Here is a 25,790-nt window from a genome sequence, read left to right as displayed (position 1 = left end):
TCTAGTTAGAGTGCCAGGGGAGGTAACATAATCGTTCTGCGCCCCAGATCATTATGGTCATCTTACTGGTACTACTAAATCAACGGGTTTTAAGCGTATTCAGAACGATTTGATACCTAATTCTTTTATAACAATTAGTTAGATAGACTTTAATCATATTAACATATCTAAACTTGAAGGATTGAAATCACATCTATGTACTTGGCTGCAATAGACTCACTAAAAAACTTACAAATTATATAATTTTGTAATATCCTTTCTTAAAGTATGGTTTTTCATTGAGTAAGTATATAAAATATAGCGAAATTGAAGTTATAACAATATGAAAAATATTCACTTATTTATTTTCCTGCGGCCTGAATAAGTATTAATTATCTATAAACGTAAAGTCGTTGAAAATAGTTTCTTAAGTAAATAATTAGTCATTTATCTGTTTTGTGATCTTCCATCAGTATGATGACCTATCTCCGCTCATTAATCTGATGGTTAATTATATTGGTTTAATTCTGCAACCGATATCTATGAGCAAAGTTTTCAAGTCGCCTTTATGGGGTTGTTATGTGGCATAAAAAAATAATAAAAACAGATAGTTCAGAATGGATCGTAAGAAACAGCCTTTACTGGATGTCATCCTTTTGTCGCTGGAAGCTCGATCAAAATGATGATTATTGGTTGATAACTTTCGATACTTTTAGCGATGAGATTCAGTTTGAGTTTGAGCGGCTATTGAATGATTACTCATTGAGAGAAAAACTTCATGCTCAGACGTATAGGATCAGAACTTCTATTATTGATAACGTATTGAAAAGTATAGATGCGAGACTAACAAAATGAGAATGATGCCATTTAACTTTGAAAGGCTAAGTGACGGCTCATTTTTCATCAGCAATCTGGCTGGCTTCCATCATTTTATCTCAGAAGATGAATTCTCTCATTTAGCCAATAATTCCATGACAGGGAACCAGAGTCAGGATGAGGAATTAGAGAGCAAACTTTTCATATGTGATGATAAAGAAGAACTTTTTGCCGCATCAGCGCTGAGCTCAGGTTTTGCTAAACGTCTCATGAGTGATCTGGCAGTAAATCCAATTTTTATGATTGTTCCCACCTTAAGATGCGACCATACCTGTAAGTATTGCCAAGTTAGTCGGGCTGCAGTCGGAGCAAGGGGATATGATTTGGATCCTACTCAGATTCCCCACATAGTAAATGCCATTAAAAAACTATCTTCACCTCCGTACAAGATAGAAGTCCAAGGGGGTGAACCCTTATTGCGTTTTGACCTCGTTAAAGAGATTTATGAGCAGTGTGTTCTGGCTTTAGGGATAGAAAATGTAGAAATGGTTATTGCAACCAGCTTGTCTTTGCTGGATGCATCTGTGATTAAATGGGTGAAAAACAAAAATATATTATTCTCGGTCTCATTAGATGGAGAGGAAGTCATTCATAATAAGAATAGAATTCTTGCTGATAATAACGCTTACTTGAAAGCGATGGGTGGGATTCTATCTATCAAGAATGAGTTAGGACGCCAAAAAGTTTCAACTGTGACTACCGTCACAAAAGAGCTTATTAAAAATCCGACCTCTATCATCGATGCTCATTTGTCTCTTGGACTCAAAGATCTGTTTGTCAGGCCAGTAAGCCCATATGGTTTCGCTCATAGAGAAAAATTTGCGTTTTCAATGGATGAGTATTTCGAATTTTATTCTTCCTTAATTAATGAAATCGTCAAACATAATGAAAATGGAATTCCAGTTGTTGAACATTCAGCTGCTATCCATTTAAAACGCGTCTTTAATCCAGGGTTTAGTGGTTATGCAGATTTAAAATCACCCAGTGGGGTTGTCCTTAATTGTATTCTGTTTAACTACGATGGACGAATATATGGCAGCGACGAAAGTCGTATGCTGCAAAAAGTTAATAATGAGGTTGATTTCAGCGCGGGTGATTTTGGAAGTCCGTCATTTTCAAAAAGTGACTACTATCGCAATACCTTAGCTTCATCATTTAATTTCGCATTACCTGGATGTGATACTTGTGCTTACCAACCTTTCTGTGGCGCTGATCCTTGCCAGAACATCAGTGTTCAGGGCGAACCAGTGGGGGATAGAAGTCGCTCTATATTTTGTCAGTACCATAAAGGGATGTTTCGTTTTCTGATGGATACCCTTGCTGAGAATGGGGCTGCAGCTAGGTTATTAAAAAGGTGGGCTTATGTCTGAGGTACTGAGAAACGATATTTTCCATTTTAGTAGTAAAGTAGTGATACCGATAGGTTTTTATCGGTTATGTAAATCGAAGCCGGTAAACCCACAATTTTTTCTACCTAATTTATTTGTAGGTGCTGACAGTCCAGAAAAAACAATGCCTCAATATTATTCAGGTACTCTTGCCAGTAAGAGCCTTACCGCTTCAATAGAAGATGGTGATATTGGCGTCGTGAATAATGGTAACATGCTGCGGGTAATACTGTCCCGTAGGGCAAATCATAATACGGTACTGGTCACTGAGAGGTGCAACAATTTATGTCTATTTTGCTCTCAGCCGCCCAAAAATATTAATGATGATTGGTTGCTGACTCAATCAGCTTTGGCGATAGCATCATTCAATTTGGATGGTATTGTTGGCGTGAGTGGGGGAGAGCCACTTCTTTATGGTGAGGATTTCCTATCATTTTTAGATTTCATTATTGAAAACTCCCCTGAAACATCATTGCATGTTTTGACTAATGGTCGGCGGTTTTCTGATGCAAGTTTTGTGGCAAAGATAAAGCAGCGAAGCGACAAACTGAAAATAACTTTTGGTATTCCTTTATATTCTTCCCGCCATAGAGTTCATGATGAATTAGTTGGAAGCCGTGGGGCATTTAGTGAGACGGTTCGTGGTCTGATAAATGCTGGAAATTCTGGAATCAATATTGAATTAAGAATCATACCTACTAATATCAATTATCAAGAGTTACCCCTAATTGTTGAATATGTTAGCCGAGTATTTTCCAATATTAGTCAAATATCTCTTATGGGCTTAGAATCGATTGGTTGGGCGAGAAAAAACTGGGCTGATATTTTTGTTGGACATAAGGAATGTGCTATTTCGTTATCAGCAGCAGTTGATACAGCTTATAGAGCAGGAATTCCAGTATCAATTTTCAACTATCCATTATGTCATCTCCCTGAGGAGTTATGGGACATATCGACTCAATCTATTTCCGATTGGAAGAACTTTTATCCAGAGGAATGCGGTAGTTGTAGCAAAAAACCAGTTTGTGCTGGTTATTTTAGTTCATCAAAAGGGCGTTTTCATCAATCTCCGGAACCGATTTTATGAAGAAATTTAATTTTGCCGCGTTACTTCCTGGCTTTTTAGCACTGAATAATTCAGTTTGGGCAAGTGAGGGGGTCACAGGATCAAATGATCTCTCAGGGCTAATGCTAAACGAAGATAATTTGGTTCTGGCTCCTTTAAATATAGATATACCATTTTATATTGCGGGCCATCGAAGCCATAGTTCTCATCGTAGTCACAGTTCCCATCGTTCTTCTTCTGGCGGTGGGTATAGCACACCATATTATCCAAAGACTTATGAGACTACTACTCCCACTCGTAACTCTTATCCTTCGACTGGAACATCCAGTTCTGGTTCATCATCTGTCAGGTCGTTAAGTTCAGATTCAGAAACGAGTAAAACAAGGACAACCTCAACGAATAATGCAAACTCCTCTGTTGGCAGTATTACATCGGACCCTGAGAAAAGACGCAGGTTGATCATGCGTGTTCAGTTCGCCTTATTCGATAAGGGCTACTACGACGGAAATATAGACGGGGTAATGGGGCTTTCTACGAGAAGCGCTTTGAGTTCTTATCGTATGGATTATAGCCTGCCAGCATCTGACACACTGGACACTCCATTGCTTAATTCACTTGGTATATTGGCAAGATAATTATTGACGATTTTAGTGAGGGAGTAATATGAGATTACTCCTCTCAATTTATTTAGTAAAAAATAGCAATGGAATTCAATCAGATATTTAAACTAGATAGGGTCAAACTCCGGATTGGATTTACGTTGAAGATGCAACGGGACGAAAGCACTACCAATATCTGTAGATAAAGCGGCTTTCATCAGATATCTGACGTGACATATCACAACATATATTCATACCCAAGAATCTACATTCCAATCAAGTCTGGTGACAAATCACTCACACGGTATATAATGGATATAACCGATATATCCATTTATGTGACGAGGTGAGTGATGCCGAATAGAGTGAACACCGTGCGGCGTAAAGAATTCCCTTATGAAATCAAGACGCTGAGTGGTAACGAACTGCATAACTTCAATACGCATGCTGATTCCGAGTATTTGGTCATTGATTTGGGGAATGTTAAAGGCCGTCGATCAGACTTTAATAAAACAATAGAGGTGGCGATGAGTGCGGCAATGAACGCAGTGCTGGCCTCTATGCTTGAAGTTGCTCCGGTAGCGAAAAAGAGTAAAGCGGCAAACCTCCCACCGGCGGCTAAGTCGGTTAACGAGGCTGTTGATGGGGCAGATAAGCAGGCTCGCGCAGCGCGTAACGCTCAGCGCCGTGAACAGCTTAATGCCAGGATACTTGCAGATTCCGTATGGCTGACAGCGAGTGAATTGTCAGAAAAGGCAAGTTTCAAAAATACCAATCCCAGTGCAGGGCCGAACCGCTGGAAGTCTGCTGGCCGGATTTTTGCACTTCAGCTTAATGGAAAAGACAAATACCCTGAATACGCATTAGATGAAGGGTTCCGCCCTATCCCAGTGGTTAAACAAGTGATATCCCTGTTAGGTGAAAAGAAAACCCCTTGGGGATTGGCTATCTGGTTTGGCTCTGAAAACAGTTGGTTAGGTGGGAAAAAGCCAAAAGATGTGCTGGCAACTATGCCAAAGCAAGTTTTGCTAGCAGCACAGGCTGAAGCAGAGGGAGGGACTCATGGTTGATCCAGACGACAAGGATAATGTTGTCAGAAAAGTACCTGTACCTAAGGCTAATTTGCAGGTGAACTTCACCACCTGGATTGCTGGGAAGCCTATCTACCGGATACATTCGGCGGAGTTTACCGCTACTCAGTTCAATCCAGGCAAAGGAAATGCACGATTTAGCCCTATGGGTAATGGTGTACCCACTTTGTACGGTGGAGTGAGTATCGGTGTTGCAGTAATGGAAACTATCTTGCATGACATTCCCCTTGATTCTGCCGGTGTACCATATGATTTGGGAAAATTAGAGGGATTGGTGCATTCCGCAGTGAAACCCAGTGAAGATCTTCATCTTGTTGATCTCAATCCAAAGACATTGCGAAAAATGGGTGTGAAAAGGGCCGATATTTTGGATTCATCGGCGGATCAATATGTGTTCACCCGTGAATATTCTGTAGCAATACATCAGGCTTATCCCGCTGCACAGGGCATGCAATGGTCTTCTAAACAGCATGGTGACACCGCTTTGATGCTTTTTGGCGACAGAGTAAGGTCAGAACAACTTGAGGTTGATATTGAATCTGAGCGGGTGCTTGAGTCAGAAAAGGTTATGGACGTGATAGAAGAAGAGGCTGATCAACTGGGCTTGGTGCTAATTGAGCCGTAGGGTGGTAACGAGCCAGGCAAAATATAATACACAGTCAGCTACTTTCTTCATAAGCTGGTATTCAGCCAACATTACTCTTGACACTACCTTATCCCAGTATCCGCTAAAGGATACGTAACTGATTCGGTATAATGGGTTTGTGGAGTTTTTGATAACTACAAAGATAAATTCAAGTGTGCAGGATTTGAACCATTAGGACATTCAAGAAACCTTCACCAAAAATATGAAAGATCCCCAACCAATTGGAAATCAAAAAAACTGCACAATACGCTGAATGTTTGTAGGTTTGTTTTATCTCAACTTGGATGCCAGCATTCTAGACGTTCACAAATAGGGGGAAGTGCTTGGGTTAGTTGTCCTTGAGGCTTCTTATTGTGGCGTAAAATCATAGATTAATAGTGTTATTTCTAACATAACAGATCAACCTTACTTATTGATTTTTTTATATACTCTCAGTTATCCACTTATCTTTCGTTATCTGGGAATATTAAATAATCAATACGACATTATGATTTTTCAGGTGATGAGCTATTTGATGATAAATGTATAAAGGGTAACGCAAGTCAAAGTTATAAGATGTGCTTAAGTTTTTACTTCTAAAGTAGACAGCTGAATGATAGTTTATATATACAATAGGAAAAATCTCTTTTGTTATGGTTGTGGCTGGTTTTTTAAGGAGAAAAAATGCTAAGTGACACCTTTGCGCTCAGAGAATTTTTAAAACAAATTTATCCTAATTTTTGTGTTACTACGGTTGCAAAAGCTTCTGGCCAGCGTGTTGTTTATTTCGGTAGTTTCCCTGAAAGGGATGAAATTGAACCTGAAGGTTGTGAAAGTTGGGGGGAGGTCGTTGTTAAAATAAGTGAGGCGACTTCAAGAGCCTCAATATCATATATACAGAAGGAAATCGAAGTACTTAAATCTTTGAAGTCTAATAATTTTCCAAAACTATTCTTTGATGAAGTTATTACCGTTGACCCTTTTACTGAAGAACCACTCAATCCTGTCAGGATGATCAGTATCGAAGAGAAAGTTGAGTCTAGGGTACTTTCTGAAATAATAAATGAGTATGCAACAGAAGTTAAAGTAATTGATTTTCTTACTCAAACCATTAATGCTTTGAGGTGTTTATGGGATCACCCTCAAAAACTAGTTCATCGAGATCTTAAACCTGATAATATCTTGATTAGGACTAATGGAGAAATAGTTATTATCGATCTAGGAATTATGAGACAACAGGGAGTAGCAGGTAATACTCAAAGTTTTTATTCATTTGGTCCTTGCACTCCATATTATGCCAGTCCTGAACAAGCTACAAATGATAAACAGAATATCTCTTTCAAAACAGATTTATTTTCTTTAGGTATAATTTGTTATGAAATGCTTAGCGGCAAAAATCCATTTATACATGATGGTGAGGATAATTATGTTGATGATGTATTAGATCGTGTTTGTACGTTTAATCCTGTTTGCTTAACGAAAAAGGATATCTCAGATGGTTTTTCAAAAATAATTTCAAAGATGATGAGTAAAGAACCCTATCGAAGATATAGGACGGTCGATTTACTTTTAAATGACTTAGAGGAGGCAAGGCAATGTCTTTAAATATTTTACATCAAATGGGACATAATTCAGTCTGGAATAAAGAGTCATTTCGCAATGATGGTATTGGGTCAGGTCTAATATATAGTCCGGTCCATGAGACTTGCACTAATATAGAAAAATCTGAACCGATATTAAAAGTCACATCGTATTTTGATCCTCAGTTCTATTTACCAAGTTCTCAGAAAAAGAAATTTCAATCCTATGATTTCTTCCCTAATACTATATTAGGCGAACAAGGTTTTAATACTGTTGATTTCTCATCTGTAGCAAGTGAATCGGCTAAGAGGTGTGTTGATTTTCAGTTGAGAAATAATTTTGAAGGTGTAATTATACCTGCAAGATTTTATGAGCAGATGCACCCTCAATTTATAGAGCAACAAAATGAGTCTTTTGTTTCACCATTCTTAAGCTATATCCGACAACATAATATTCATAAAACGAAAAAAATATATTTGTCTGTCCCGATCACCGCAGGAATGCTTAATGTTGGAGAATATAAGAATAATATACTAAATTGGGTAACTAGTCATCCAGAAATAAGTGGTGTTTATTTTATATGTCAGCATGATAGGAATTCAAAACAAATAACAGATGAGAGCTTTTTGGTAGAGTATATGGATGCATTACATACGACTGCACAAGCAGATCTTGATGTTATTATAGGTTATACAAATACTGAATCTATTTTGTATACATTGTGTGGTGAGGTAACCCTTACTATTGGTGCATTTGAGAATACAAGGATATTTTCTCTCGATAAGTTTATAGTTTCAGATGAAGAAAGAAGAGGGCCTAAACCCAGAATTTATATGCCAAAATTACTAAATTGGATTAATTTTGAAGAAGCTACATTACTTGCTAAAGAAGCTCCAGAGTTATGGAAAAAATTATATTGTGAAACTTCATATTCTCGAAATGCATTTGAAGCAACTAAAACAATTACATTTCAAAGTCCTTTGTTATATAAAGATTATTTCATTAACTTTAATAATCAAATTAATAGATTATCAGAAGCAAGTATAGTAGAAAGGAGAGAGGTTATTGTTCGGTGGATTGATGAGGCTTTTGAAAATTATGAAAAGATAGAGAATTATAGGAAGCTAGAAAAAAATGGCAGTTCTTCTCACCTGCTACCGTGGTTAAATGCTATAAAATCATTTTCAAATAGGATTTCTCTCTAAATATTCTTTAGCAAGTAGAGAATTGGCTTTCCAAAAGGCCAATTCTGATTTGTAATCTTCTGGTGACGGTGTAAATATTTCCTCATATAAACCATCGACTGTAACGGTAGCTAACCCTATATTGTATTTTTCAAATTCTTTGATATTAGATATAGCCGGATTTGCATTATGTTTATCAAGTACAACCCAAGATTGATTAGAGAAAATTTTATAACGACTTGCTTGCCAAAGAGCACGTTTCCAATCTTTTAACTTAGCTTCAATAGCAATAATAGAATTACAAATTGGAGTCGGTTTTTTTACTTTTATAAAATAATTATCTTCAGTTCTTTCACAGAATCCAGCAGCAATAAATTCTTTTATTGCTTTTCTTGCTGAATTTAACGATGCGCCTGATAGTTCACTTACATTTTCAATGCTAAATTTTTTCCTAAGTGGGAGACATTTTAGTGTAAATGCCCAATCTGAAGATATTTTTCCTAAATCAGTTGCTTCATGCTTGTCGAGTTTTTTATAGATAACAATATCGGCTATTCCGAAGCCACAGTTAAACTCGTGGGACAGGTGTACATTTTTTTTACTGGATCTTAATAATGATGAAAAACTAGCCACCAAAGCATCTTCTGTAAGAAATGGGTGGCTTTGGAGAACGTTTTTCTTTAAGTATCTATCTATTTTTATTATGTTTTTCATCGTTTATCTTCACTCGATACATCTTAGTGTATGATAGTATAATATTATATAGGCTAATGCACCACTATCAATTTGATGGGATAAAAATGGATATGTTAAAAAATATAGAAGCTCATCGGATCTATAAGAAGAATAGTAATGGTGTCGATTATTTTATGGGAGATCTTCATGGTAACTATGATTTATTTATCGAGATTTTGAAAAAAATAAACTTTGATAAAAGTAAAGACAGAATTTTTTCGGTAGGTGATTTAATTGATAGAGGGGATGAATCATTTGAATGTCTAATGCTCTCTCAAAATGAATGGTTTATTCCTGTCTTGGGTAATCATGAGGAGATGCTTATATCTTCAATTGATAATAAGTACATTAGAGATATATGGGGGAAGAATGGGGGGGGGTGGTGGGAACTATTGGATGAGAATGATAAAAATAAAGCTGTTACCGCTATAATAGAAGAGTTCACGATCACTGCAACAATCGAAACGTGTTATGGTTCCGTTGGGTTAGTTCATGCAGATTATTTAGAAAGTTCATGGCCTATTAACCACAGCAAGTTGAACAAGGAGTTATTGAAAAAAATATTATGGGGAAGAACAACAATATCCGAAAAAAAAATTAAAGATATTAATGGAGTGGACCTTATTATTTCGGGACATACTCCTTTAAAAAATCCTGAACTTATAGGGATGCATGTTTTTTTAGACACTGGTTGCGGTCATTTTCCCAATGAGTTGATTAACCATCCCAAACTCACTGTTGCAGTGTTAACTGAAACCGGAATAGTGTGCCACATGTTGGGTAGAAGTAACTATCAGATGATAACTTTGGGGTAAGTGCTTAAAAGACCCAAAACCCTCAAGGGGTCAAAAACGGGGTCTGACACATTTTAAAGTTTAAAAATAAATTTATATTACAATGAGTTGAATTTATTTTACGAGTCCGGCCTTCGCACCATTAGTATGTAAAGAGACGTCTACGAGCGTCTTTTGTATATCTATAACCCAGCCCCCACGGGGCTTTCTCTCTTTTCAGTCCACCGATGTCAATCTGAGTTACCCCACATCAACCTGCTTGTGTATATGTAGGTTCGATAATGTTTATACTGCCGAGCTTGAAGCTAAAGCTTATAAGCCCACAGATGGCGACGTTATGGTTATGGTTGAAGGAATGCATAGAGAGGTAGATGAGCCATTAAGAACGTAGCTCTGTACGTGCGGCTTATATCCATAAAGCTGAGCGATCCAATGGGGGCTGATTATTTAGATGCCAACCGGGAACGGATGATTAGGCCGTTTGATTTTGCCAAGAAAAATGACCTGTAAAGATCACCGATGGCGGATAATTCTGATTAGTCAGCTGGTTAGCCATCGACAAAAGGGGCGTTAGCCCCAGTAGTTAATTAAGACGGAACTTATTTACGATCTTTATTCGCTTGTGCTAATACAGAGGCTGCTAGCTGCTTTGTCAATGCACAGGAATTTGGGTTATCAAGTGCAACCGATGCTTTATGTTCCATTTCTCCACTTGTCTGATTTGGTGTTCCTCGTTGGGAGAGAGCAGAACCAGCAAGGCTTTTCTGGATTGCAGAAGCGTTAGGGTCATTTAAAGTCTTCGCAGCAATGGAAGCTACATTGCCAGATGTTTGTTTTGTATTTTTACTCATGGCCTGAATCCTTATAAGAGAAGTATTGATGTAGCATATATGGTATCTTGTTTTTATATAGACACAATATATGGTGTTAATCCTAATATTTAGTGGTTAATTTTTCAATAGTAACTCAGACGGTTTACTGGACTAAATTACAGTTAGTAGAATGTTCAGTATTTTATGTTGAAAATATGACTTAAAATGATGTTATTTGGATTTGTTAACTACTTTATTGAGATGAGCGCACAGACTTGAATGTTTGGAGTCATAATTTAAATCTATGAAATGTGATGCTCTAATTGATCCTGGATTATGCAAAATAATTGAGCTATAAATTAAATGTCAGTAAATTATTCATATCTAATACTGACATAGCGTTTAACAGCTTCGACCATCTGGGTTCCCGCTGTAGGTTCTCCAGTCCTTGTCCAATATCGCGTAAATATAACAGCTCTCCAGGCAGGGAGGGAAGGTTATAATACAGAAAATAATACACTAGCTATTAATATAAAATAATATGAGCGTGACGCAAAAATCTTCTTAGTCAATATATTGGATATATGAATATAAAAATAGTGTGCGCATTATGTTTATATAAACGTTACTTATAGTGTATTTTGTAGTGAGAGTACGATAATTAAAGTAGGGGTAATTGAATAATAAATGGTGTTAAAAAGAAATAAAGTAAATTAAATTACATTTAATTCATTATTTAATATGGCTCTGATCTTTATTCTCATGGAAGAGAGATTGTAAATCCGATGGTCGGTCGGCGGTCAACTCTTCCGACTTGCGACAATACAGAAATATTTATGCTGGACTGGTACTGAAACACGGTATTGAGTGCAGACTTACTGTTGGGGATCTCTCGACAAGCTTGAGCTCAAGCTCATAGTGAGTGGTAAATAAAAACGGAACGGCCAGTTTTTGACTAGGTAGACGGTAAATGAGCATATTAAGCAATAAAATTTATGGATTTTGGGGAGGATGAGCGGCCCCCCTTTGGCAAGTTAGCCTTGCTCTACAGGTGGAGCCGTGAGTTATTGATAGGTTTCCCCGATAAAGCCCTGGTGAGGCGAAATCAGTATTTGCAGACAGAGCAGGCCAAACAGATAACATTCACGAGATAAGTTGGTATTTTTTAGCTCTGTCACATTAAATATAAACACTTAACGCCATTGTGGGAACGGGTGAAAACCACTCTTGTAACACTTTAAGAAAAGTGATATTAAAATCAGTTGGAGTTTATTAATTTGATTGCAATTTGAATTATTAATATAGGAAGGTATGTTACGAAAATGAATATTAACGTCACGGATACGCCAAACCCACAAGACGAAGAGTATGTCATTGATAGTCTTTGGGCTCACAATAATAAAACTGAAGCTGTAGACATTCATCCGCTATTCTTAACGGTTACCAACGACAACGGCAAAATTGTAGCAGGATTGGTTGCCAGAACCTGGTGGGGTGGGCTTGAGGTCCAGTATCTTTGGGTCAGTGATGAATATCGTAAAAGTGGCTATGGTCGCCAATTAATGGAAAAAGCAGAAGAAGAAGCCATAAAACGCGGTTGTCATATGGCTTATGTAGATACTTTCGATTTCCAGGCCAGAGGTTTTTATGAAAAGTTAGGCTATCGTGTCTATGGCGATTTAGGTGGATATGCCAAAAAACATACTCGGCACTATCTGGCAAAAGAAATTTAACCGGTTTTAATCGGCGAGGTCGTAATGGATTTGCCCGATAAAAATAATGAAATTTATTTCAAGGGCCTTATTGCCATGATGGAGCACCTCAGTGAGCCATGGGGCATTAAAGATCTCAATTCCCGCCATATCTATATGAACAAGGCAGCCTATCTTTATACCAATACACCATTGAACTTTGAGATAGAGGGGAAGCTGGACGATGAGTTTCCTGCTAACTGGGCTGAATTTTCTCCCGAGTTTATGGAGCATGATAAGAGAACCGAAGAGTCACAAGATCGGGTTACTGTCATAGAAACACATTATTGGTATGGTAAAGATACTCTGACCCCCTTTATCAGTGAAAAACTGCCTATTTATAATGATAAAAAAGAAGTCATTGGTGTTATGTGGAGTGCCAAACCGCTTAATACGTTATCTCCACTCAAATACATAAACCAACAAAAACCAAGCGTCCTGACCACCGAAATTAATAGTAAGACTTTTACCCGCGCTGAGCTTGACGTTATATTTTTAATGTTGCAAAGACTTTCTGTTAAAGAGATCGCTAAGATATATAACATCAGCACTAAAACAATAGAAAACAGAATATATACTATTTATCAAAAATCTGATGTCCACACGTTGCAACAGTTTGAGGAGTTCTGCAAATTTGCACATTTGGATAATTATATTCCGGATCGACTGGTAGCAAAAGGAATCCAGTTTATCTGAACTACAAGGGTGCACTTTATCGTGATCAAAATTGAAGACTATCCATTAAGCCGCGTGCCACAGGATAAAAGGGTTTCATTTTTAAGCGTTGCCATCGTTCACATGGGTATGCTGACCGCGCTGGATCAATTTATGCTGGGGGCGGTGCTGGGTAACTCCATGACACTGACTGATGCATTCACCGCAATCCTTATTGGCAGCATAATATTTGGTGTGGTGACCTACGGTCTTGGGCTGGCCGGTATGCGTGAAGGGATCTCCGGTAGCCTGTTGGCTCGCTGGTGTGGCTTTGGTCGCTTAGGCTCAGTACTGATCGGGATTGTGGTGGCCGTGAGTTTATTGGGTTGGTTTGGTATACAAAACGCTATTTTTGCCAAATCGCTTGATTTCGCGCTGGGTAATAAACTGGGATTCGGATTCGCGGCAGCTTTATCGGGTAGCCTGCTGACTATCTTGGTGGCATTTGGTTTTAAGGCATTGCGCATCGCCGCACGTATTGCGGTTCCGATGTTTATTTTGCTGGTGGCTTATATCTCTATTAGTACGCTGTCCGGGCATAATTTGCATGAAATTATGCAGTTGATACCACCGGGTGATCCTCTGTCTATCAGCGCAGGTATCACTATCGTTGTCGGGGGCGCTATCGTGGCAAGCTTGATGACCCCTGACCTAACGCGTTATTCCAAAAATGGGAAGCATGTGTTGGGTGTGACGATTTTCACCATTGTGGCCGGGGAGTTCGTGGTCAATGGCCTGGCTATCTTGATTGCTAAAACGCTCGGAACGGCTGATGTGGTGACTATTATGTCTCAGGCCGCGGGTGGTGCAGGCTTGCTGGTGGTGGTGTTCTCAACATTAAGAGTTAATGACCTTAATCTGTACTCTTCGTCCCTCGGTATCGTCAATGCGGTCGAGGGGCTGACCGGGGAAAAACTGAAATACACCTTAACCACGTTAGTTATCGGCGTGCTGGGTACGACACTTTCCGTGTTAGGGATTTTGGATCGGTTTGTGGATTTCCTTACGGTGCTAGGCGTGGTATTCCCGCCGATTATCGGCATCATGCTGGTGGACTATTTTGTGTTGCGCTCTCATCGCAATATTCTGGATAAGAGTCGACTGGAAGGGAAACTCCCTGACGAAACCCAAACACCAGTTATCGGTTGGGTTGCCATTATTGCCAGTATTGTCGGCAGTGTTATCGGATTGGTGACTGAGTGGGGGATTCCAACCATTAACTCGCTGGTTGCCGCCAGCTTGATATATTGGCTATTCAAAGTGGCAGTCAGTCGTAATCAAAAAAGTATTGAATCAGAAAAAGCGATTTAACGGTATTCTGAATACTCCTCGCAGTGCGGGGAGTATTTGGAAATCCATTCATTACCTGCTCGCGCTCAAACTACTGATACAGCCTCGGTAAACTTTCAATCTACGCCTGCTATTCCATCTGATTCTTTTTGAGGATACTTTGCCGTTGCTAGCGTTGGCCCATGCTTCTTTCTACTATCGCCATAATCAACTCAAATAGCTCAGATTTTGCCTGTGAGGCGGTGATTTCGCCGCTAGCAGCAGAACACGATAACCCTTCTGCTGCACCTAGCAATGCCCATAGGCTGGCATCTGAAATCAGATTCCCTTTAGCATAGGGCGCGAGTATATTCCGGCATTTGTGGATGTACGCCTTAGAATATTCACGTTTCATCTCATCCAGCTCAGGCGTGCCTTTTAATGCTGCAATGACCCCAGAGATTTCCTGCCCCTGAAGCAGGACACAGTCAATATATGATGAGGCGGTCACAGTGGCGATAGCAGTGAGTGTTGGCTCGCATTGCGCAATGGCCGCATCCATCAATGTGGTTTGGCGGCTATCAAACTCTTTATAAAGTTCGGCAAAAAGTCCAGCTCGGGTGCCGAAATGGTCATAAACCACCGGTTTAGTGACGCCGGAGCGCTCAGCAAGGCGGCCTAGCGTCAGGGCTTCAGTGCCTTCTTCCCGCACCAGTTGCCATGCTGTATTCATTAATTGGTGGTAACGCTCTTCACGCGATAGGCGAAGTCGTGACGATACATTCTTTTTGCTAGTTGACATGCTTATATACCAAAGGTAACTTACCAACAGTAACTTACTAATGGTATATAGATTACGCCAACGGCATTTTAATGGCAATCAGGAGTCAGATTATGCATTCACTTATCGTTACCTCACATCCGCTTCATGAATCACTCACTAACAGTGTTGCACGACAGATTGCAGCGGGGTTGGTTGCATCGGATTCTACACACACTTATGAGATTGCCGATATTGCTACCGAAGGTTTTGACCCAAGGTTTACCGCAGTGGATATTGCTGCTTTTAATCGGCAAGCTTCGCTGGCGGATGATGTGCTGGCGGAGCAACAGAGGATTGAGCGAGCAGATGCGCTGGTATTAGTGTTCCCAATTTACTGGTGGTCGATGCCCGCATTGTTAAAAGGATGGATTGATCGCGTGTTTTCCAATGGCTGGGCCTATGATGACGCGGGGGAGTTGATCAAAAAGCTGACGCATCTGCCAGTACATATCATTGGAATCGGTGCGGCCGCGCATAAGACTTATATCAATCATGGCTTTGCCGAAGCGATGAAAATACAGATTGAGCACGGTATTTTCAATTTCTGCGGTGCACCGGTGATGAGTTCAACCGTGTTACTGCTGCCAGACTTAGGTGGCCCTGGTCCGGTACTTGAAGCCGCATATAATATGGGTACTAATATCTTTGCCTGCGAGACCGCAGCAGGATGATGGCCTGAAAGTTAGTGATTCCACTTCCGTTTATCCTCCATGGAGAAGTGGAATCAACTAGATTTAATTACGCAATTGGCAACGTTTTTCGCGTTTTTTTAGGCTTCAGATAACGTGAAGGCCAGATCTCCGCAGGATGTAATTCCAGCACCTGTGCAATCAAGTTTTCGCCCTTCGGCCAATGGCGCAACAGCGTATTCGCCAGCGTTGAAGAGGCCAGCCCTGACTCTCGGGAAAGTGCCGCCATCGTTGTACCGCGTTTTTTCAAACCCGCGATAATATCTGCCGGATGCCAGTCTTGTTTATCCATAATGTTTAATCCTCCATGTGATGTGTTCGAGTAATTATCCTATCCGCGTAAAAATATCCCAAAACAGGATATTTTTGGGGTATGGATTGTTGTGGTTAATTTAGATTTTGTATGGTTATCCGAGTTAGGGCTGAAGATATATTGGGGAGGATAGGGTACCCATACCCCACAACACCTGGCATAGTTAACGCATTCAATAAAATGACTCACTAATTTTGGGTGACGATGCATGGCGGCGGTAAATCACTGGACGCGGGATCAATTGTTAGTTGCTTTTACACTGTATAGCCAAATTCCCTTTGGCAAATTGCATTCCAGAAATCCCGATATTATTCATTACGCCGCGTTAATTGGCAGAACCCCTTCGGCACTCGCGATGAAGTTGGTCAATTTAGCCAGTCTGGACCCTTTTATTACTGACTCAGGCCGCAGTGGTTTAACGAGTGTCTCTAAGGCCGACCGAGCTTTATGGCTGGAATTGAATGAGAATGCTGAAGTTTTTGAATTGCAATGCCAACAGGCGATGAGTGAGTTAGAAAAGCCGATTACCCAACTATTTGATAGTAATATTAAAGTTGATAATAGTATTAACGCTGACAGTGGTATTAAAGACTTTAGTGGCGGCGAAAGAACTACGATTATTAAAGCTAGGGTCGGTCAGCAATTATTTCGTAAAAATGTACTGCACATCTATGACAATCGTTGCTGTATTACTGAACTAGAAGTACCTGCATTACTCGTTGCCAGCCATATTCGCCCATGGAGTCACGGCGCTGAACATCGGCTTAATCCCAGTAATGGTCTGTGCCTTTCAAGCTTGCACGACCGGGCCTTTGATCAGGGATTAATCACCTTTAATGAGCATCTGGAAATGGTGTTATCCCCTCTGATCAAAAAACTCAAAAGCAGTATCAGTGAAGATAATTTCGCTAAATATGAAGGGCGGAAGCTGCGTTTACCGGTTAAGTTTTCCCCCGATGAAGGGCAGATGGCGTATCACCGCCAGAATATCTTCATAAAATAGAGCATGCTGACAAAGTGAAATGAAGGGGATACTTACTGTTGGGGCAATAGTGGCGTAAGCCACCGTGCACTCTGAGTGCGGTAAACCCTTCATTCACTGCGCCAGGAATCGCGTTGTTATAAACCTCAGTGTGTCAGGTTTATTTCAACAAGAACGACTGACCCTGTTTCAGCACTAAATCACAGGCTTTGGTTTTGATTTTTTCAGTGATTTGCTCACTGCCCAGATCGTTCAAATTCAAACTCTTACCTTCACCGGTTTTCAGTAATCCGCCTAAACCTTCCTGATAGTCCTGGCTCTTGGCATTTTCGGTACTGGTGATACCCAGTTTACTCATCAATTGGTCTTTAATCGCCGAAGTGCCATTGGCCGACAGTACATTATTTTGTACGCAATATTGCAATATACCGGCAGCATTGGTCATGGTGCTGGCACTTAGCCCTTTATCGCCACCATTGAGTAAGCCGGTCAATGACGACAATGAAGATGAGCTATCACCCGATTTACTGTATTGGTCAGCAGCACTTTTTACTGAATCCAATAGGCTATTGGCGTGAACGGTAGCCGTCAGCAGCGTGGTAGAAAAAGCCAAAGCCAGCGCCAGGCGATAAGTGATGTTCATAGAAACTCCTGTTTTACAGCGGCCTCACTGCCATGAGGCCGTGATACCACCAGAAAGACTGCTAATTATTTTCTTCGGCGCTAAGAATAACGCAAAGGAGACATTTTGCTGATAGGTGTTATCTGATAACGCGGCAACTTGCTGAATTACCACGGGCTTCATATCGCGTTTAAATTCCCCCTCTTAATGCCCATACCTTAGGCGCAAAACCTCCGGGTAAGGGTCAAAATAGCGCTGCTGGGCAAGATAGCTGTCGGGATATTCAGCTAAATAATGTTTGAGCAGGGTAATGGGGGCAAGCAGTGGCTGACTGCCTTGACGATAACGCAAAATCAGTTGTGCCAGCTCGCTGCGTTGCCGGGGGCTGAGTTGGTTGCTGAAATAGCCTTGGACATGCTGCAAGACATTGGTGTGACCACGGCGCGAGGAGTGTTGGCTCATCAGGGCCATCAGCCGGTTACGGTATTCAAAAGCACATTCATTAATTGAAGGCCATTGGTCGATAGCCGCAACGAAACGCCCTAATTCACGGTAGGCAGGTTGCGAATGAGCTAGTAATAACAATTTATAGCGGCTATGGAAAGCGATCAGCCGAGCGCGGCTCATGCCTTGTTGCCATAGCTGATTAAACTCATGTAAGGCATAGATTCGTGCCACAAAATTCTCTTTCAGCTCAGGGTCACACAGGCGGCCATCTTCCTCAATGGGGAGCCACGGTAGTTGGCGCATTAATTCTTGAGTGAAAATACCAGTACCACTTTTGCGGTTATTTTTGCCATCGGTTTCATACACCCGCACTCGCTCCATGCCGCAGCTAGGGGATTTGGCGCAAACCACATAGCCGCTTAAATGCTGCAATCCCGCAATTCTTTTCGCGGAGAAGTCCTGCATGGCGCGGGTCAGGTCGGTTTCTGGTTGGTTACTAAAGCTGAGACGAATATCATCAGCGCCTGCTTTAACCAAGCGCAGCGCTGGGCGGGGTGAAGGCAGCCCGATTGCCATCTCAGGGCAGATCGGCTCAAAATGAACAAAAGGGGCCAACTCGTCCACGGCAAATGTTAGACGTTTATGCCCGCCATCGAAACGTACTTTCTCACCTAACAGGCAAGCGCTGATGCCGACGGCGATTTTGTCTGACATGGTTTTGCCTCATGATTTATCGTGATTACACTTATCTACTTTCATTATAGTTAAGGTCTAAGCATTTCCGGTACTGGTGATGATCAGTTTACTCATTAAGCATTTTGTTGATAGGTGTCATCTTATAACGCGGAATATTTGATTGTGACTAACCCAATAAATCGGGGCCAATAATCCTATAATTATCAGCCCCGGAGTAATACGAGTCAGTTTTTACCCTTCATTAGCGGCTGGCTTTGATTGGCGGAATTTACGTACTACTCGCAGGATTGGCGGCAGCACCAACACCACCACGGCCAGTATTAGCAAGCTTTTTGCAATAGGGCTCGACCACAAAATAGTGTAATTGCCATTGCTAATGGACAGTGCACGGCGCAGGTTTTGCTCCAGCATTTCGCCCAGAACAAAGCCTAAAATCAGCGGGGACATGGGGAAGTTCATTTTTCTCAGCAGATAGCCAAAGATACCCAATCCAACCATGAGCATCAGGTCGAAAGTGGTGCTGTGCACCGCATACACCCCCACCGCAGAGACTGCTGCAATGGCGGGGACCAGGAACCATAACGGAATGGTTAACATGCGGGTGAAGAAGCCAACCAGAGGTAGGTTCATCAGCAGTAATATAACGTTGGCTATCAACAGCGAGGCAATTAACCCCCAGACAATATCCGGTTGCTCGGTGAACATCGCAGGCCCCGGTGTGATGTTATACAGGGTCAATGCTCCCATCATTACCGCCGTAGTGCCTGAGCCTGGAACGCCCAGAGTGAGCATAGGAATAAAAGATCCACAGGCAGAAGCATTATTCGCCGCTTCAGGTGCGGCAACACCACGAATATCCCCTTTACCAAAACTATCGCTGTTACCACTGATGCGTTTTTCGGTCATGTAGGTCAGCGCACTGGCGATGGTTGCCCCTGCGCCCGGCAAAATCCCAACAAAGAAACCGATCACTGAAGATCGCAGTGTTGGCCCAACACATTCTGCCGCCTCTTTGCGGTTGAACATCAGGCGACCGGTTTTACGCACCAGTTTCTGGCCGGTACTGGTACTTTCCAGCATCAACAAGATTTCACTGACCGAGAACAAGCCGATCACTACCACGATAAATTGGATCCCATCAGAGAGATGGACACTATCAAATGTGAAGCGATAAACGCCGGTGTTTGCATCAACGCCTACTGTCGCCAACCCCAAGCCGATTAAGGCGGCGAGCAGTGATTTCAAGGGATTTTGGCTCATCATGCTGCCAAGGCAGGCGATAGCGAAGACCATTAACGCGAAATACTCCGAGGGTCCGAATGCCAGTGACCACTGTGCCAGTAGCGGTGCAAACAGAATGATCCCACCAATAGCCAAGAGTGAACCAACAAATGAGCTAACTGCTGAAATGGATAGCGCTACACCGGCACGGCCCTGCTGCGCCATTGGATAACCATCAAGGGCGGTCATGATAGCCGCGGCATCACCGGGGACATTAAGTAATATGGATGAGATGCGCCCACCATATTCACAACCGATATAAACCGTAGCCAGCAAGATCAGGGCAGACTCGGCGGGCAGTTTTAGGGCAAAAGCGAGTGGCAGCAAAATGGCCACGCCGTTGATCGGCCCCAGTCCTGGGAGTAAGCCAACAATGGTACCGATAAAGCAGCCTATCAGGGCAATCATCAGGTTTTGTGGTGTTAATGCCACCTCAAATCCTTGCGATAAATACATCCAAGTTTCCATCACAGCCTCGTTAGTTCAGCCAAACGCCAAGTGGTAGGGTGACATCAAGTAAATAGTCAAAGGCATAGAATAATGACGCGCCCAGGACCACGCCGGACAGCGCAGCGACCCATATTTTTGCCTCAAATAACAATGCGATGCTAAATGTTAGCAGGGCTGTCGCCAGCGGGAATCCAAGCGACTCAAACCCCCAGGCATAGAGCACCAGCGTAATCACCATCACCAACAGGCGATGCAATACTTTGGCGTGCGGCCATGCGATAACGTCTGGTTTACGCAGCAGCAATAGCACCGCGCACAGTGTCATTAACGCCAGAATTGCCATCGGGAAAGGGCGCGGGCCTAGCGGCTCGTAACTGTATTCGCTTTGAATTCCCCAGCCGATAAATAAGCCGCTGATACAGAGTAGGATCCAGATACTGGCAAAAATACGATCGCTCATGATCTTTCTCCTTAATTATTTGGCCAGCCCGAATGCTTTAGCTTGTTCACGATATTGTTCAATCTGTTTTTTGACATACACATCCAGCTCTTTGCCGGTCAGGTTGAACTCAAATAAGCCGCGTAATTCGCGCTGTTTTTTGAACTCGTCAGTTTGTACCAAGGTGTTAAAGGTCTCCGTCCACCATTGATATTCGGCATCACTGATCTTCGGCCCGAGATAGAAACCACGAATAATCGGCCACACTAAATTGAAGCCTTGTTCTTTAGCCGTAGGAATATTAGCCAGTTGGCCAGGCAGGCGTTGTTCTGCATAAACAGCCAATATCCGTAGTTTGTCGCCTGCCAGATAGGGCACCATTTCACTTAAGTCCCCGGACACCGCCTGAATATGGTTACCTAACAATGCGGTAACCGGTTCACCGCCACCCTCAAAGGCCACATAGCGCATTTTATGGGGATCGACGCCCACCTCACGGGCCAGTAACGCCGTTTTCATCCAGTCCTGGCTGCCAATCGAGGCACCGGCCCCGAATACCACGCTGTTAGGATCTTGTTTAAAGGCATCCATCAGATCTGTTAGCGTTTTATAGGGAGAGTCAGCCCGCACGGCGATCATGCCGTAATCAGTGCCAACGGCCGCCAACCACTTCACATCGTCAGGGCTATAACGGCCAAATTTATTTTGTGCCAGATTAAGTAAAGAGCCGCCGGAGAACGCGACCACGGTGCCAAACTCTGCTGGCCGTTGCGCCACGATGGCGTTATAGGCAACCGCTCCGACACCTCCTGGCATATAGCTGACCCGCATTGGGCGATCAATTGCTTTAGTCTCTTGCAGGGAAACCTGAATCAATTTACAGGTAAGATCAAAGCCGCCGCCGGGTTTGGCCGGCGCAATACATTCTGTTCTGCCAGGTGCCTCGATAGCCTGTGCCATTTGTGCTGTCAGTATCAGAATCGAGGCGGCTAAAGTGCGGGTAATTATCCTTTTCATCTTATTCCCTCATTATTTTCGTCTAAATTGTGAGCCTTCCCGCGATTGCGAGGTTGCTGAATTGTTAATAGATTAACCTTTCAGTTACCTTTCAATGGGAAGGAAAAAGTACAGGATGTGATATGCGTCTCTTGTTGGTAGAGGATCACCCCGAGTTATCTCACTGGTTACAGAAAGCATTGACTCATGCGGGCTTCGCTGTGGATGTGGCAAATGATGGTGTTGCCGCCGATCATTTGCTGCAAAACGAAAATTACGCGCTGGTGGTATTGGATGTGGCGTTGCCACGTTTGAACGGGTTAGATTTGCTGGCCCGGCTACGTAAGCGTGGGCAAACGCTGCCGGTGCTGTTGTTGACCGCCAGAACGGAAGTGGCAGACCGGGTGAAAGGGCTGAACTTGGGGGCGGATGACTATTTGACGAAACCGTTTGAACTGGATGAACTGGAGGCGCGGATACGTGCTCTATTACGGCGTAGTGTCGGTGGAACCGGGCAGGCGGTGCAATTTGGTGAGTTGACCTATCACGACGAAGGTTACTTTCTGTTAGCGGATAAGCCACTGGCGCTGACACCGCGGGAATCGGCAGTATTAACCTCACTGATGCATCGCCGGGGTAGGCCAGTTGCCAAACAACAACTGTTTGAGCAGGTATTTACCTTATCCGATGATGCCAATCCAGAAAGTATTGAACTGTATGTGCATCGGGTGCGTAAAAAGCTGCATGGCAGTAATGTCTCTATCCAGACTTTACGCGGTTTAGGTTACAGCCTGGAATGCACTAATGGCATGCTCTAACACTACTGTGCCACGATGGTTTAAAGCCCCACGTTCGCTGTTTCATCAATTGCTGCTGTTTTTTGGTGTCCCACTACTGATTTTGGGCGGGATCTCTATTTATACCCATTATATCAGTGCGATGAATGCGGCTACGTTAGCTTATGACCGCACGTTATTAGCCTCTGCCCGGACGGTCGCGGAGCGGTTGGTTGTTCGTCATGGGCAGCTAGAGGTTGATGTCCCTTATATTGTCCTCGATAGTTTTGAGCGCAATATGAATGATCAGCTTTACTATCAGGTGATTACGCCAGAGGGGAAAAGTATAGCTGGCTACAATGATTTACCGCCTTTCCCGCTGAATACGCCACGATCCCTTCTCTACCCTGCATTGGTACATTTTTATGATGCCGAGTACCGAGGCAAACCAATACGTGTGGCTGCGCTTTATCAACCGGTTAATGAGTCTGGTGTTATGGGGATGGCGATGGTGCTGGTGGCTGAAACGCTAGCATCCCGCCATGATCTGGCACAGCAGATCATGATATCGGCAGTCTTGACCCAAGGTACGCTGGTGCTCTTGACGCTGGTAATGGCGTATATCTTACTCAAAGGTATCCTCAAGCCATTACGTAAGCTATCAGGCTTGATGCTGCGGCGTGATCCCGGTGAACTGACCCCGCTCCCCAAAGTGTTGCCATGGTCAGAAATGGAACCGTTGTTATTGGCCTTTGATCGCTACATCGAGCGTTTACGGGAAATGGTGGCACGTCAGGGGCGCTTTAGTGCTGATGCCTCTCATCAATTGCGTACACCGTTAACGGTGTTGAAAACGCAGGTGGCGGTGGCGCTGGCCAGTGACTCCCCACAACAATGGCGTGAAAGCCTATTGGCGATGCGCGGGACACTGGATCACACCGTTTCCCTGACGGATCGGTTATTGCAGTTATCACGGATGAAAGTACACGAGCGCAGACTACAACCGGTTAATCTCGGCCCACTATTACGCGACGCGTGTTTTGCACACCTTGCTCAAGCCCGCAGCAAGCAGATTGATCTGGGCTATGAGGGGGTGTCTGAGTGCTGGATCGAGGGGGATGCCTTATTGCTGACTGAACTGTGCGACAACCTGCTGGACAACGCGTTGAAATACACACCAAAGCAGGGCGTGGTGACGGTACGGTTGGTTATAGGCGGTGACACAGGGCGCTGTTGGTTAGAAATAGAAGACAGTGGCCCTGGTATTGCACAAGATGAAGCTGCGCAAGCGCTGATGCCATTCCACCGGTTGGATAATGTGGGTGAGCAGCAAGGGGCGGGGCTGGGGTTAGCATTGGTAAAAGACATTACGACCTACCATAAAACCCGCCCAGAGTTATTGCACAGTGAGTTACTAGGCGGTTTATGGGTGCGGATAAGTTTTAGCGTGTGCGCGTGATGTGGCTCAGTCGCTAAATTTGCCATGCGGCTCCAACATGCGGGCAGCGTAGGAAATCGGCTGCCCGTGTCGGCTAAGGCATCAGGCCGATAAATACTGTTTTCTTGCGTGGGCCGGTCATCAATCCCTCCAGTTGTTCGACACACTTCAGGTAATGGGGGGTTTGCTTATGTGCCGCCACCGCAGCTTCATCGGTATAAGCCTCATAGATATAAAAACGGGTTGGGATCGTCTCGTCCCTTAGCACATCAAAACGCAAGTTCCCCGCCTCGCGGATAGAACCCTGATGATTGGCGCGAAAAACCTCAATAAACTGCTCAACTTTGTCATCTTTCACATTAATTTCGACGAGAGTCACGTGCATATTTGTCTCCTGATTACCAAAGGTCTCCTTATTACCGAAGACCTCCTTGTCACGGCTTACCAGTCACTGACTGGCAGCGATGCCCACTCAACCTTTTTCATCTAAGAACAGCTTATAGGCTGTTTGTGCATTTTCATTTTTATGTACCACTGCATGAACCGCTTTCAGCATGGCAATTGGGGCTTCTGACTGGAAGATATTGCGCCCCATATCTACACCTGACGCTCCCTGATCAATGGCTTGATAGCACATTTCCAATGCATCGCGTTCTGGTAGTTTTTTACCACCGGCAATGACGATAGGCACTGGACAACCGGCAGCGATACGTTCAAATCCACTGTCAACATAATAGGTTTTGATCACCTGTGCGCCCATCTCAGCGGCAATTCGGGTGGCCAGAGAGAAGTAGCGCTGGTCGCGAGCCATGTCTTTACCGACGCCAGTCACGGCCATGGTAGGCATGCCGTAGCGCATTCCCTGATCAACTAATTGAATGATATTTTTAATCGACTGATGCTCGTGTTCAGTGCCGATATAGACTTGTGCCGCCACGGCGCAGGAGTTGAGCCGCAATGCATCTTCCATTGCCACCGCCACCGCTTCGTTGGATAAATCAGTCAGAATCGAGTTGGCACCAGATGCGCGCAGTACCACCGGGCGATTGGCCGACGCGGGGACGATACTGCGCAAAATGCCACGGGTACACATTAGGACATCGGCATATTCAAACAGCGGGGCGATATTGATATCAATCCGCTCCAGGCCCGTGGTCGGCCCCTGAAAATAACCGTGATCAAATGCCAGCATTACCGTGCGATTGGTTTTCGGATTGAAAATTCGCGCCAGCCGGGATTGCATCCCCCAATCCAGTGAACCCGAGCCTTTCAGTGTAAAGGCAGGATTTATCTGCGGCACGCCAATACCGAAATCTTTACCGTCTTTAATATCGTCTAAATCAGCCATCTGTTATTACTCCTTTAGTCCTGTTC

27 protein-coding genes and 1 pseudogene are annotated in these 25,790 nt (G+C 43.1%); 17 read left to right on the top strand and 11 right to left on the bottom strand.

What is annotated here, in order from left to right:
- Positions 1-558 precede the first annotated feature (558 nt).
- From hxsD to A6J66_013850, 8 genes are all read left to right on the top strand, one after another.
- Entirely contained in the window at positions 559-834 is a 276-nt protein-coding gene (hxsD, locus tag A6J66_013885) for a His-Xaa-Ser system protein HxsD (GenBank protein ID PNM25177.1), read from the top strand.
- Positions 831-2,225, top strand: coding sequence for a His-Xaa-Ser system radical SAM maturase HxsB (gene hxsB / locus A6J66_013880; protein PNM25176.1), 1,395 nt, complete (start codon positions 831-833; stop codon positions 2,223-2,225). Before hxsD ends, hxsB begins: the two co-directional genes overlap by 4 nt.
- Positions 2,218-3,330 (top strand): His-Xaa-Ser system radical SAM maturase HxsC, encoded by a 1,113-nt coding sequence (gene hxsC, locus A6J66_013875; protein ID PNM25175.1) that lies wholly within the window; start codon positions 2,218-2,220, stop codon positions 3,328-3,330. Before hxsB ends, hxsC begins: the two co-directional genes overlap by 8 nt.
- Positions 3,327-3,944, top strand: a complete 618-nt coding sequence (gene hxsA, locus A6J66_013870; GenBank protein PNM25174.1) for a His-Xaa-Ser repeat protein HxsA — start codon at positions 3,327-3,329, stop codon at positions 3,942-3,944. Before hxsC ends, hxsA begins: the two co-directional genes overlap by 4 nt.
- A gap of 317 nt (positions 3,945-4,261) precedes the next feature.
- A complete protein-coding gene (locus A6J66_013865; GenBank protein PNM25173.1) occupies positions 4,262-4,978 on the top strand; it encodes an integrase in 717 nt (238 codons plus the stop codon).
- Positions 4,971-5,624 (top strand): RES domain-containing protein, encoded by a 654-nt coding sequence (locus A6J66_013860; protein ID PNM25172.1) that lies wholly within the window; start codon positions 4,971-4,973, stop codon positions 5,622-5,624. The genes A6J66_013865 and A6J66_013860 overlap by 8 nt, the downstream gene beginning before the upstream one ends.
- A 684-nt stretch (positions 5,625-6,308) precedes the next feature.
- The gene (locus A6J66_013855) at positions 6,309-7,229 is read left to right on the top strand and encodes a serine/threonine protein kinase (protein PNM25171.1); all 921 of its coding nucleotides are present in this window, start codon (positions 6,309-6,311) and stop codon (positions 7,227-7,229) included.
- Positions 7,220-8,410, top strand: coding sequence for a hypothetical protein (locus A6J66_013850; GenBank protein PNM25170.1), 1,191 nt, complete (start codon positions 7,220-7,222; stop codon positions 8,408-8,410). The genes A6J66_013855 and A6J66_013850 overlap by 10 nt, the downstream gene beginning before the upstream one ends.
- Here A6J66_013850 and A6J66_013845 read toward each other — a convergent pair.
- Positions 8,390-9,103, bottom strand: a complete 714-nt coding sequence (locus A6J66_013845; protein PNM25169.1) for a hypothetical protein — start codon at positions 9,101-9,103, stop codon at positions 8,390-8,392. The two genes, A6J66_013850 and A6J66_013845, sit on opposite strands and share 21 nt — an antisense overlap.
- Here A6J66_013845 and A6J66_013840 point away from each other — a divergent pair.
- The gene (locus tag A6J66_013840; GenBank protein PNM25168.1) at positions 9,043-9,939 is read left to right on the top strand and encodes a hypothetical protein; all 897 of its coding nucleotides are present in this window, start codon (positions 9,043-9,045) and stop codon (positions 9,937-9,939) included. The two genes, A6J66_013845 and A6J66_013840, sit on opposite strands and share 61 nt — an antisense overlap.
- A 320-nt stretch (positions 9,940-10,259) precedes the next feature.
- A pseudogene (locus A6J66_013835) lies at positions 10,260-10,428 on the top strand (integrase).
- An 89-nt stretch (positions 10,429-10,517) separates the two neighbouring features.
- Here A6J66_013835 and A6J66_013830 read toward each other — a convergent pair.
- Positions 10,518-10,769: a hypothetical protein gene (locus tag A6J66_013830; protein PNM25167.1), complete on the bottom strand. Its 252-nt coding sequence runs from the start codon at positions 10,767-10,769 to the stop codon at positions 10,518-10,520.
- A gap of 1,283 nt (positions 10,770-12,052) precedes the next feature.
- Between A6J66_013830 and A6J66_013825 the strand changes: the two genes are divergently transcribed.
- Genes A6J66_013825 through A6J66_013815 form a run of 3 tightly spaced genes read left to right on the top strand, consistent with a single transcriptional unit; the run spans position 12,053 to position 14,506 of the window.
- Positions 12,053-12,463, top strand: coding sequence for an N-acetyltransferase (locus A6J66_013825; protein PNM25166.1), 411 nt, complete (start codon positions 12,053-12,055; stop codon positions 12,461-12,463).
- A gap of 24 nt (positions 12,464-12,487) precedes the next feature.
- The gene (locus tag A6J66_013820; GenBank protein PNM25165.1) at positions 12,488-13,177 is read left to right on the top strand and encodes a helix-turn-helix transcriptional regulator; all 690 of its coding nucleotides are present in this window, start codon (positions 12,488-12,490) and stop codon (positions 13,175-13,177) included.
- Between the two features lie 21 nt (positions 13,178-13,198).
- On the top strand, positions 13,199-14,506 hold the full coding sequence (locus A6J66_013815) for a cytosine permease (GenBank protein PNM27014.1): 1,308 nt from the start codon (positions 13,199-13,201) through the stop codon (positions 14,504-14,506).
- 148 nt (positions 14,507-14,654) lie between these two features.
- Here A6J66_013815 and A6J66_013810 read toward each other — a convergent pair whose 3' ends face one another.
- Positions 14,655-15,266 (bottom strand): TetR/AcrR family transcriptional regulator, encoded by a 612-nt coding sequence (locus A6J66_013810; GenBank protein PNM25164.1) that lies wholly within the window; start codon positions 15,264-15,266, stop codon positions 14,655-14,657.
- 92 nt (positions 15,267-15,358) lie between these two features.
- On the opposite strand from A6J66_013810, the gene A6J66_013805 reads away from it, so the two are divergent.
- The gene (locus A6J66_013805; protein ID PNM25163.1) at positions 15,359-15,958 is read left to right on the top strand and encodes a flavodoxin family protein; all 600 of its coding nucleotides are present in this window, start codon (positions 15,359-15,361) and stop codon (positions 15,956-15,958) included.
- A gap of 67 nt (positions 15,959-16,025) precedes the next feature.
- Here A6J66_013805 and A6J66_013800 read toward each other — a convergent pair whose 3' ends face one another.
- Positions 16,026-16,268 (bottom strand): transcriptional regulator, encoded by a 243-nt coding sequence (locus A6J66_013800; GenBank protein ID PNM25162.1) that lies wholly within the window; start codon positions 16,266-16,268, stop codon positions 16,026-16,028.
- A gap of 229 nt (positions 16,269-16,497) precedes the next feature.
- Between A6J66_013800 and A6J66_013795 the strand changes: the two genes are divergently transcribed.
- Positions 16,498-17,292, top strand: a complete 795-nt coding sequence (locus A6J66_013795) for an HNH endonuclease (protein PNM25161.1) — start codon at positions 16,498-16,500, stop codon at positions 17,290-17,292.
- A gap of 139 nt (positions 17,293-17,431) precedes the next feature.
- Here the strand turns inward: A6J66_013795 and A6J66_013790 are convergent, their stop codons facing one another.
- From A6J66_013790 to A6J66_013770, 5 genes are all read right to left on the bottom strand, one after another.
- Positions 17,432-17,914, bottom strand: coding sequence for a DUF2501 domain-containing protein (locus A6J66_013790; GenBank protein PNM25160.1), 483 nt, complete (start codon positions 17,912-17,914; stop codon positions 17,432-17,434).
- 183 nt (positions 17,915-18,097) lie between these two features.
- Positions 18,098-19,054: a DUF1722 domain-containing protein gene (locus tag A6J66_013785; GenBank protein ID PNM25159.1), complete on the bottom strand. Its 957-nt coding sequence runs from the start codon at positions 19,052-19,054 to the stop codon at positions 18,098-18,100.
- 213 nt (positions 19,055-19,267) lie between these two features.
- Positions 19,268-20,785 carry a tripartite tricarboxylate transporter permease gene (locus A6J66_013780; GenBank protein PNM25158.1) on the bottom strand — a complete coding sequence of 506 codons (1,518 nt, stop codon included), beginning with the start codon at positions 20,783-20,785 and terminating at the stop codon, positions 19,268-19,270.
- A gap of 10 nt (positions 20,786-20,795) precedes the next feature.
- Positions 20,796-21,227 (bottom strand): tripartite tricarboxylate transporter TctB family protein, encoded by a 432-nt coding sequence (locus tag A6J66_013775; protein PNM25157.1) that lies wholly within the window; start codon positions 21,225-21,227, stop codon positions 20,796-20,798.
- A gap of 15 nt (positions 21,228-21,242) precedes the next feature.
- Positions 21,243-22,223: a tripartite tricarboxylate transporter substrate binding protein gene (locus A6J66_013770; GenBank protein PNM25156.1), complete on the bottom strand. Its 981-nt coding sequence runs from the start codon at positions 22,221-22,223 to the stop codon at positions 21,243-21,245.
- 122 nt (positions 22,224-22,345) lie between these two features.
- Here A6J66_013770 and A6J66_013765 point away from each other — a divergent pair, with 122 nt between their 5' ends.
- Together A6J66_013765 and A6J66_013760 are read left to right on the top strand one after the other, a co-directional pair.
- Entirely contained in the window at positions 22,346-23,020 is a 675-nt protein-coding gene (locus A6J66_013765; GenBank protein PNM25155.1) for a transcriptional regulator TctD, read from the top strand.
- Positions 23,007-24,437, top strand: coding sequence for a sensor histidine kinase (locus A6J66_013760; protein ID PNM25154.1), 1,431 nt, complete (start codon positions 23,007-23,009; stop codon positions 24,435-24,437). Before A6J66_013765 ends, A6J66_013760 begins: the two co-directional genes overlap by 14 nt.
- 73 nt (positions 24,438-24,510) lie before the next feature.
- Here the strand turns inward: A6J66_013760 and A6J66_013755 are convergent, their stop codons facing one another.
- Positions 24,511-24,801, bottom strand: coding sequence for a (4S)-4-hydroxy-5-phosphonooxypentane-2,3-dione isomerase (locus A6J66_013755; GenBank protein PNM25153.1), 291 nt, complete (start codon positions 24,799-24,801; stop codon positions 24,511-24,513).
- 87 nt (positions 24,802-24,888) lie between these two features.
- Entirely contained in the window at positions 24,889-25,764 is an 876-nt protein-coding gene (locus A6J66_013750; GenBank protein PNM25152.1) for a 3-hydroxy-5-phosphonooxypentane-2,4-dione thiolase, read from the bottom strand.
- Positions 25,765-25,790: the final 26 nt, after the last annotated feature.

The organism is Yersinia enterocolitica, assembly GCA_002082245.2.
GTDB lineage: Bacteria > Pseudomonadota > Gammaproteobacteria > Enterobacterales > Enterobacteriaceae > Yersinia > Yersinia enterocolitica_E.
This window is presented reverse-complemented; position numbering and strand designations above follow the sequence as displayed.

Excerpts from the sequence above, each read along its gene's own strand:
- A6J66_013790 (PNM25160.1), bottom strand. The coding sequence starts at position 17,914 with ATGAACATCACTTATCGCCTGGCGCTGGCTTTGGCTTTTTCTACCACG.
- hxsD (PNM25177.1), top strand. The coding sequence starts at position 559 with ATGTGGCATAAAAAAATAATAAAAACAGATAGTTCAGAATGGATCGTA.
- A6J66_013765 (PNM25155.1), top strand. The coding sequence starts at position 22,346 with ATGCGTCTCTTGTTGGTAGAGGATCACCCCGAGTTATCTCACTGGTTA.
- A6J66_013845 (PNM25169.1), bottom strand. The coding sequence starts at position 9,103 with ATGAAAAACATAATAAAAATAGATAGATACTTAAAGAAAAACGTTCTC.
- A6J66_013770 (PNM25156.1), bottom strand. The coding sequence starts at position 22,223 with ATGAAAAGGATAATTACCCGCACTTTAGCCGCCTCGATTCTGATACTG.
- A6J66_013750 (PNM25152.1), bottom strand. The coding sequence starts at position 25,764 with ATGGCTGATTTAGACGATATTAAAGACGGTAAAGATTTCGGTATTGGC.
- A6J66_013840 (PNM25168.1), top strand. The coding sequence starts at position 9,043 with ATGGGTGGCTTTGGAGAACGTTTTTCTTTAAGTATCTATCTATTTTTA.
- hxsB (PNM25176.1), top strand. The coding sequence starts at position 831 with ATGAGAATGATGCCATTTAACTTTGAAAGGCTAAGTGACGGCTCATTT.
- A6J66_013860 (PNM25172.1), top strand. The coding sequence starts at position 4,971 with ATGGTTGATCCAGACGACAAGGATAATGTTGTCAGAAAAGTACCTGTA.
- A6J66_013780 (PNM25158.1), bottom strand. The coding sequence starts at position 20,785 with ATGGAAACTTGGATGTATTTATCGCAAGGATTTGAGGTGGCATTAACA.
- hxsC (PNM25175.1), top strand. The coding sequence starts at position 2,218 with ATGTCTGAGGTACTGAGAAACGATATTTTCCATTTTAGTAGTAAAGTA.
- A6J66_013810 (PNM25164.1), bottom strand. The coding sequence starts at position 15,266 with ATGTCAACTAGCAAAAAGAATGTATCGTCACGACTTCGCCTATCGCGT.
- A6J66_013830 (PNM25167.1), bottom strand. The coding sequence starts at position 10,769 with ATGAGTAAAAATACAAAACAAACATCTGGCAATGTAGCTTCCATTGCT.
- A6J66_013785 (PNM25159.1), bottom strand. The coding sequence starts at position 19,054 with ATGTCAGACAAAATCGCCGTCGGCATCAGCGCTTGCCTGTTAGGTGAG.
- A6J66_013795 (PNM25161.1), top strand. The coding sequence starts at position 16,498 with ATGGCGGCGGTAAATCACTGGACGCGGGATCAATTGTTAGTTGCTTTT.
- A6J66_013755 (PNM25153.1), bottom strand. The coding sequence starts at position 24,801 with ATGCACGTGACTCTCGTCGAAATTAATGTGAAAGATGACAAAGTTGAG.
- A6J66_013820 (PNM25165.1), top strand. The coding sequence starts at position 12,488 with ATGGATTTGCCCGATAAAAATAATGAAATTTATTTCAAGGGCCTTATT.
- hxsA (PNM25174.1), top strand. The coding sequence starts at position 3,327 with ATGAAGAAATTTAATTTTGCCGCGTTACTTCCTGGCTTTTTAGCACTG.
- A6J66_013760 (PNM25154.1), top strand. The coding sequence starts at position 23,007 with ATGGCATGCTCTAACACTACTGTGCCACGATGGTTTAAAGCCCCACGT.
- A6J66_013825 (PNM25166.1), top strand. The coding sequence starts at position 12,053 with ATGAATATTAACGTCACGGATACGCCAAACCCACAAGACGAAGAGTAT.
- A6J66_013850 (PNM25170.1), top strand. The coding sequence starts at position 7,220 with ATGTCTTTAAATATTTTACATCAAATGGGACATAATTCAGTCTGGAAT.
- A6J66_013865 (PNM25173.1), top strand. The coding sequence starts at position 4,262 with ATGCCGAATAGAGTGAACACCGTGCGGCGTAAAGAATTCCCTTATGAA.
- A6J66_013775 (PNM25157.1), bottom strand. The coding sequence starts at position 21,227 with ATGAGCGATCGTATTTTTGCCAGTATCTGGATCCTACTCTGTATCAGC.
- A6J66_013800 (PNM25162.1), bottom strand. The coding sequence starts at position 16,268 with ATGGATAAACAAGACTGGCATCCGGCAGATATTATCGCGGGTTTGAAA.
- A6J66_013855 (PNM25171.1), top strand. The coding sequence starts at position 6,309 with ATGCTAAGTGACACCTTTGCGCTCAGAGAATTTTTAAAACAAATTTAT.
- A6J66_013805 (PNM25163.1), top strand. The coding sequence starts at position 15,359 with ATGCATTCACTTATCGTTACCTCACATCCGCTTCATGAATCACTCACT.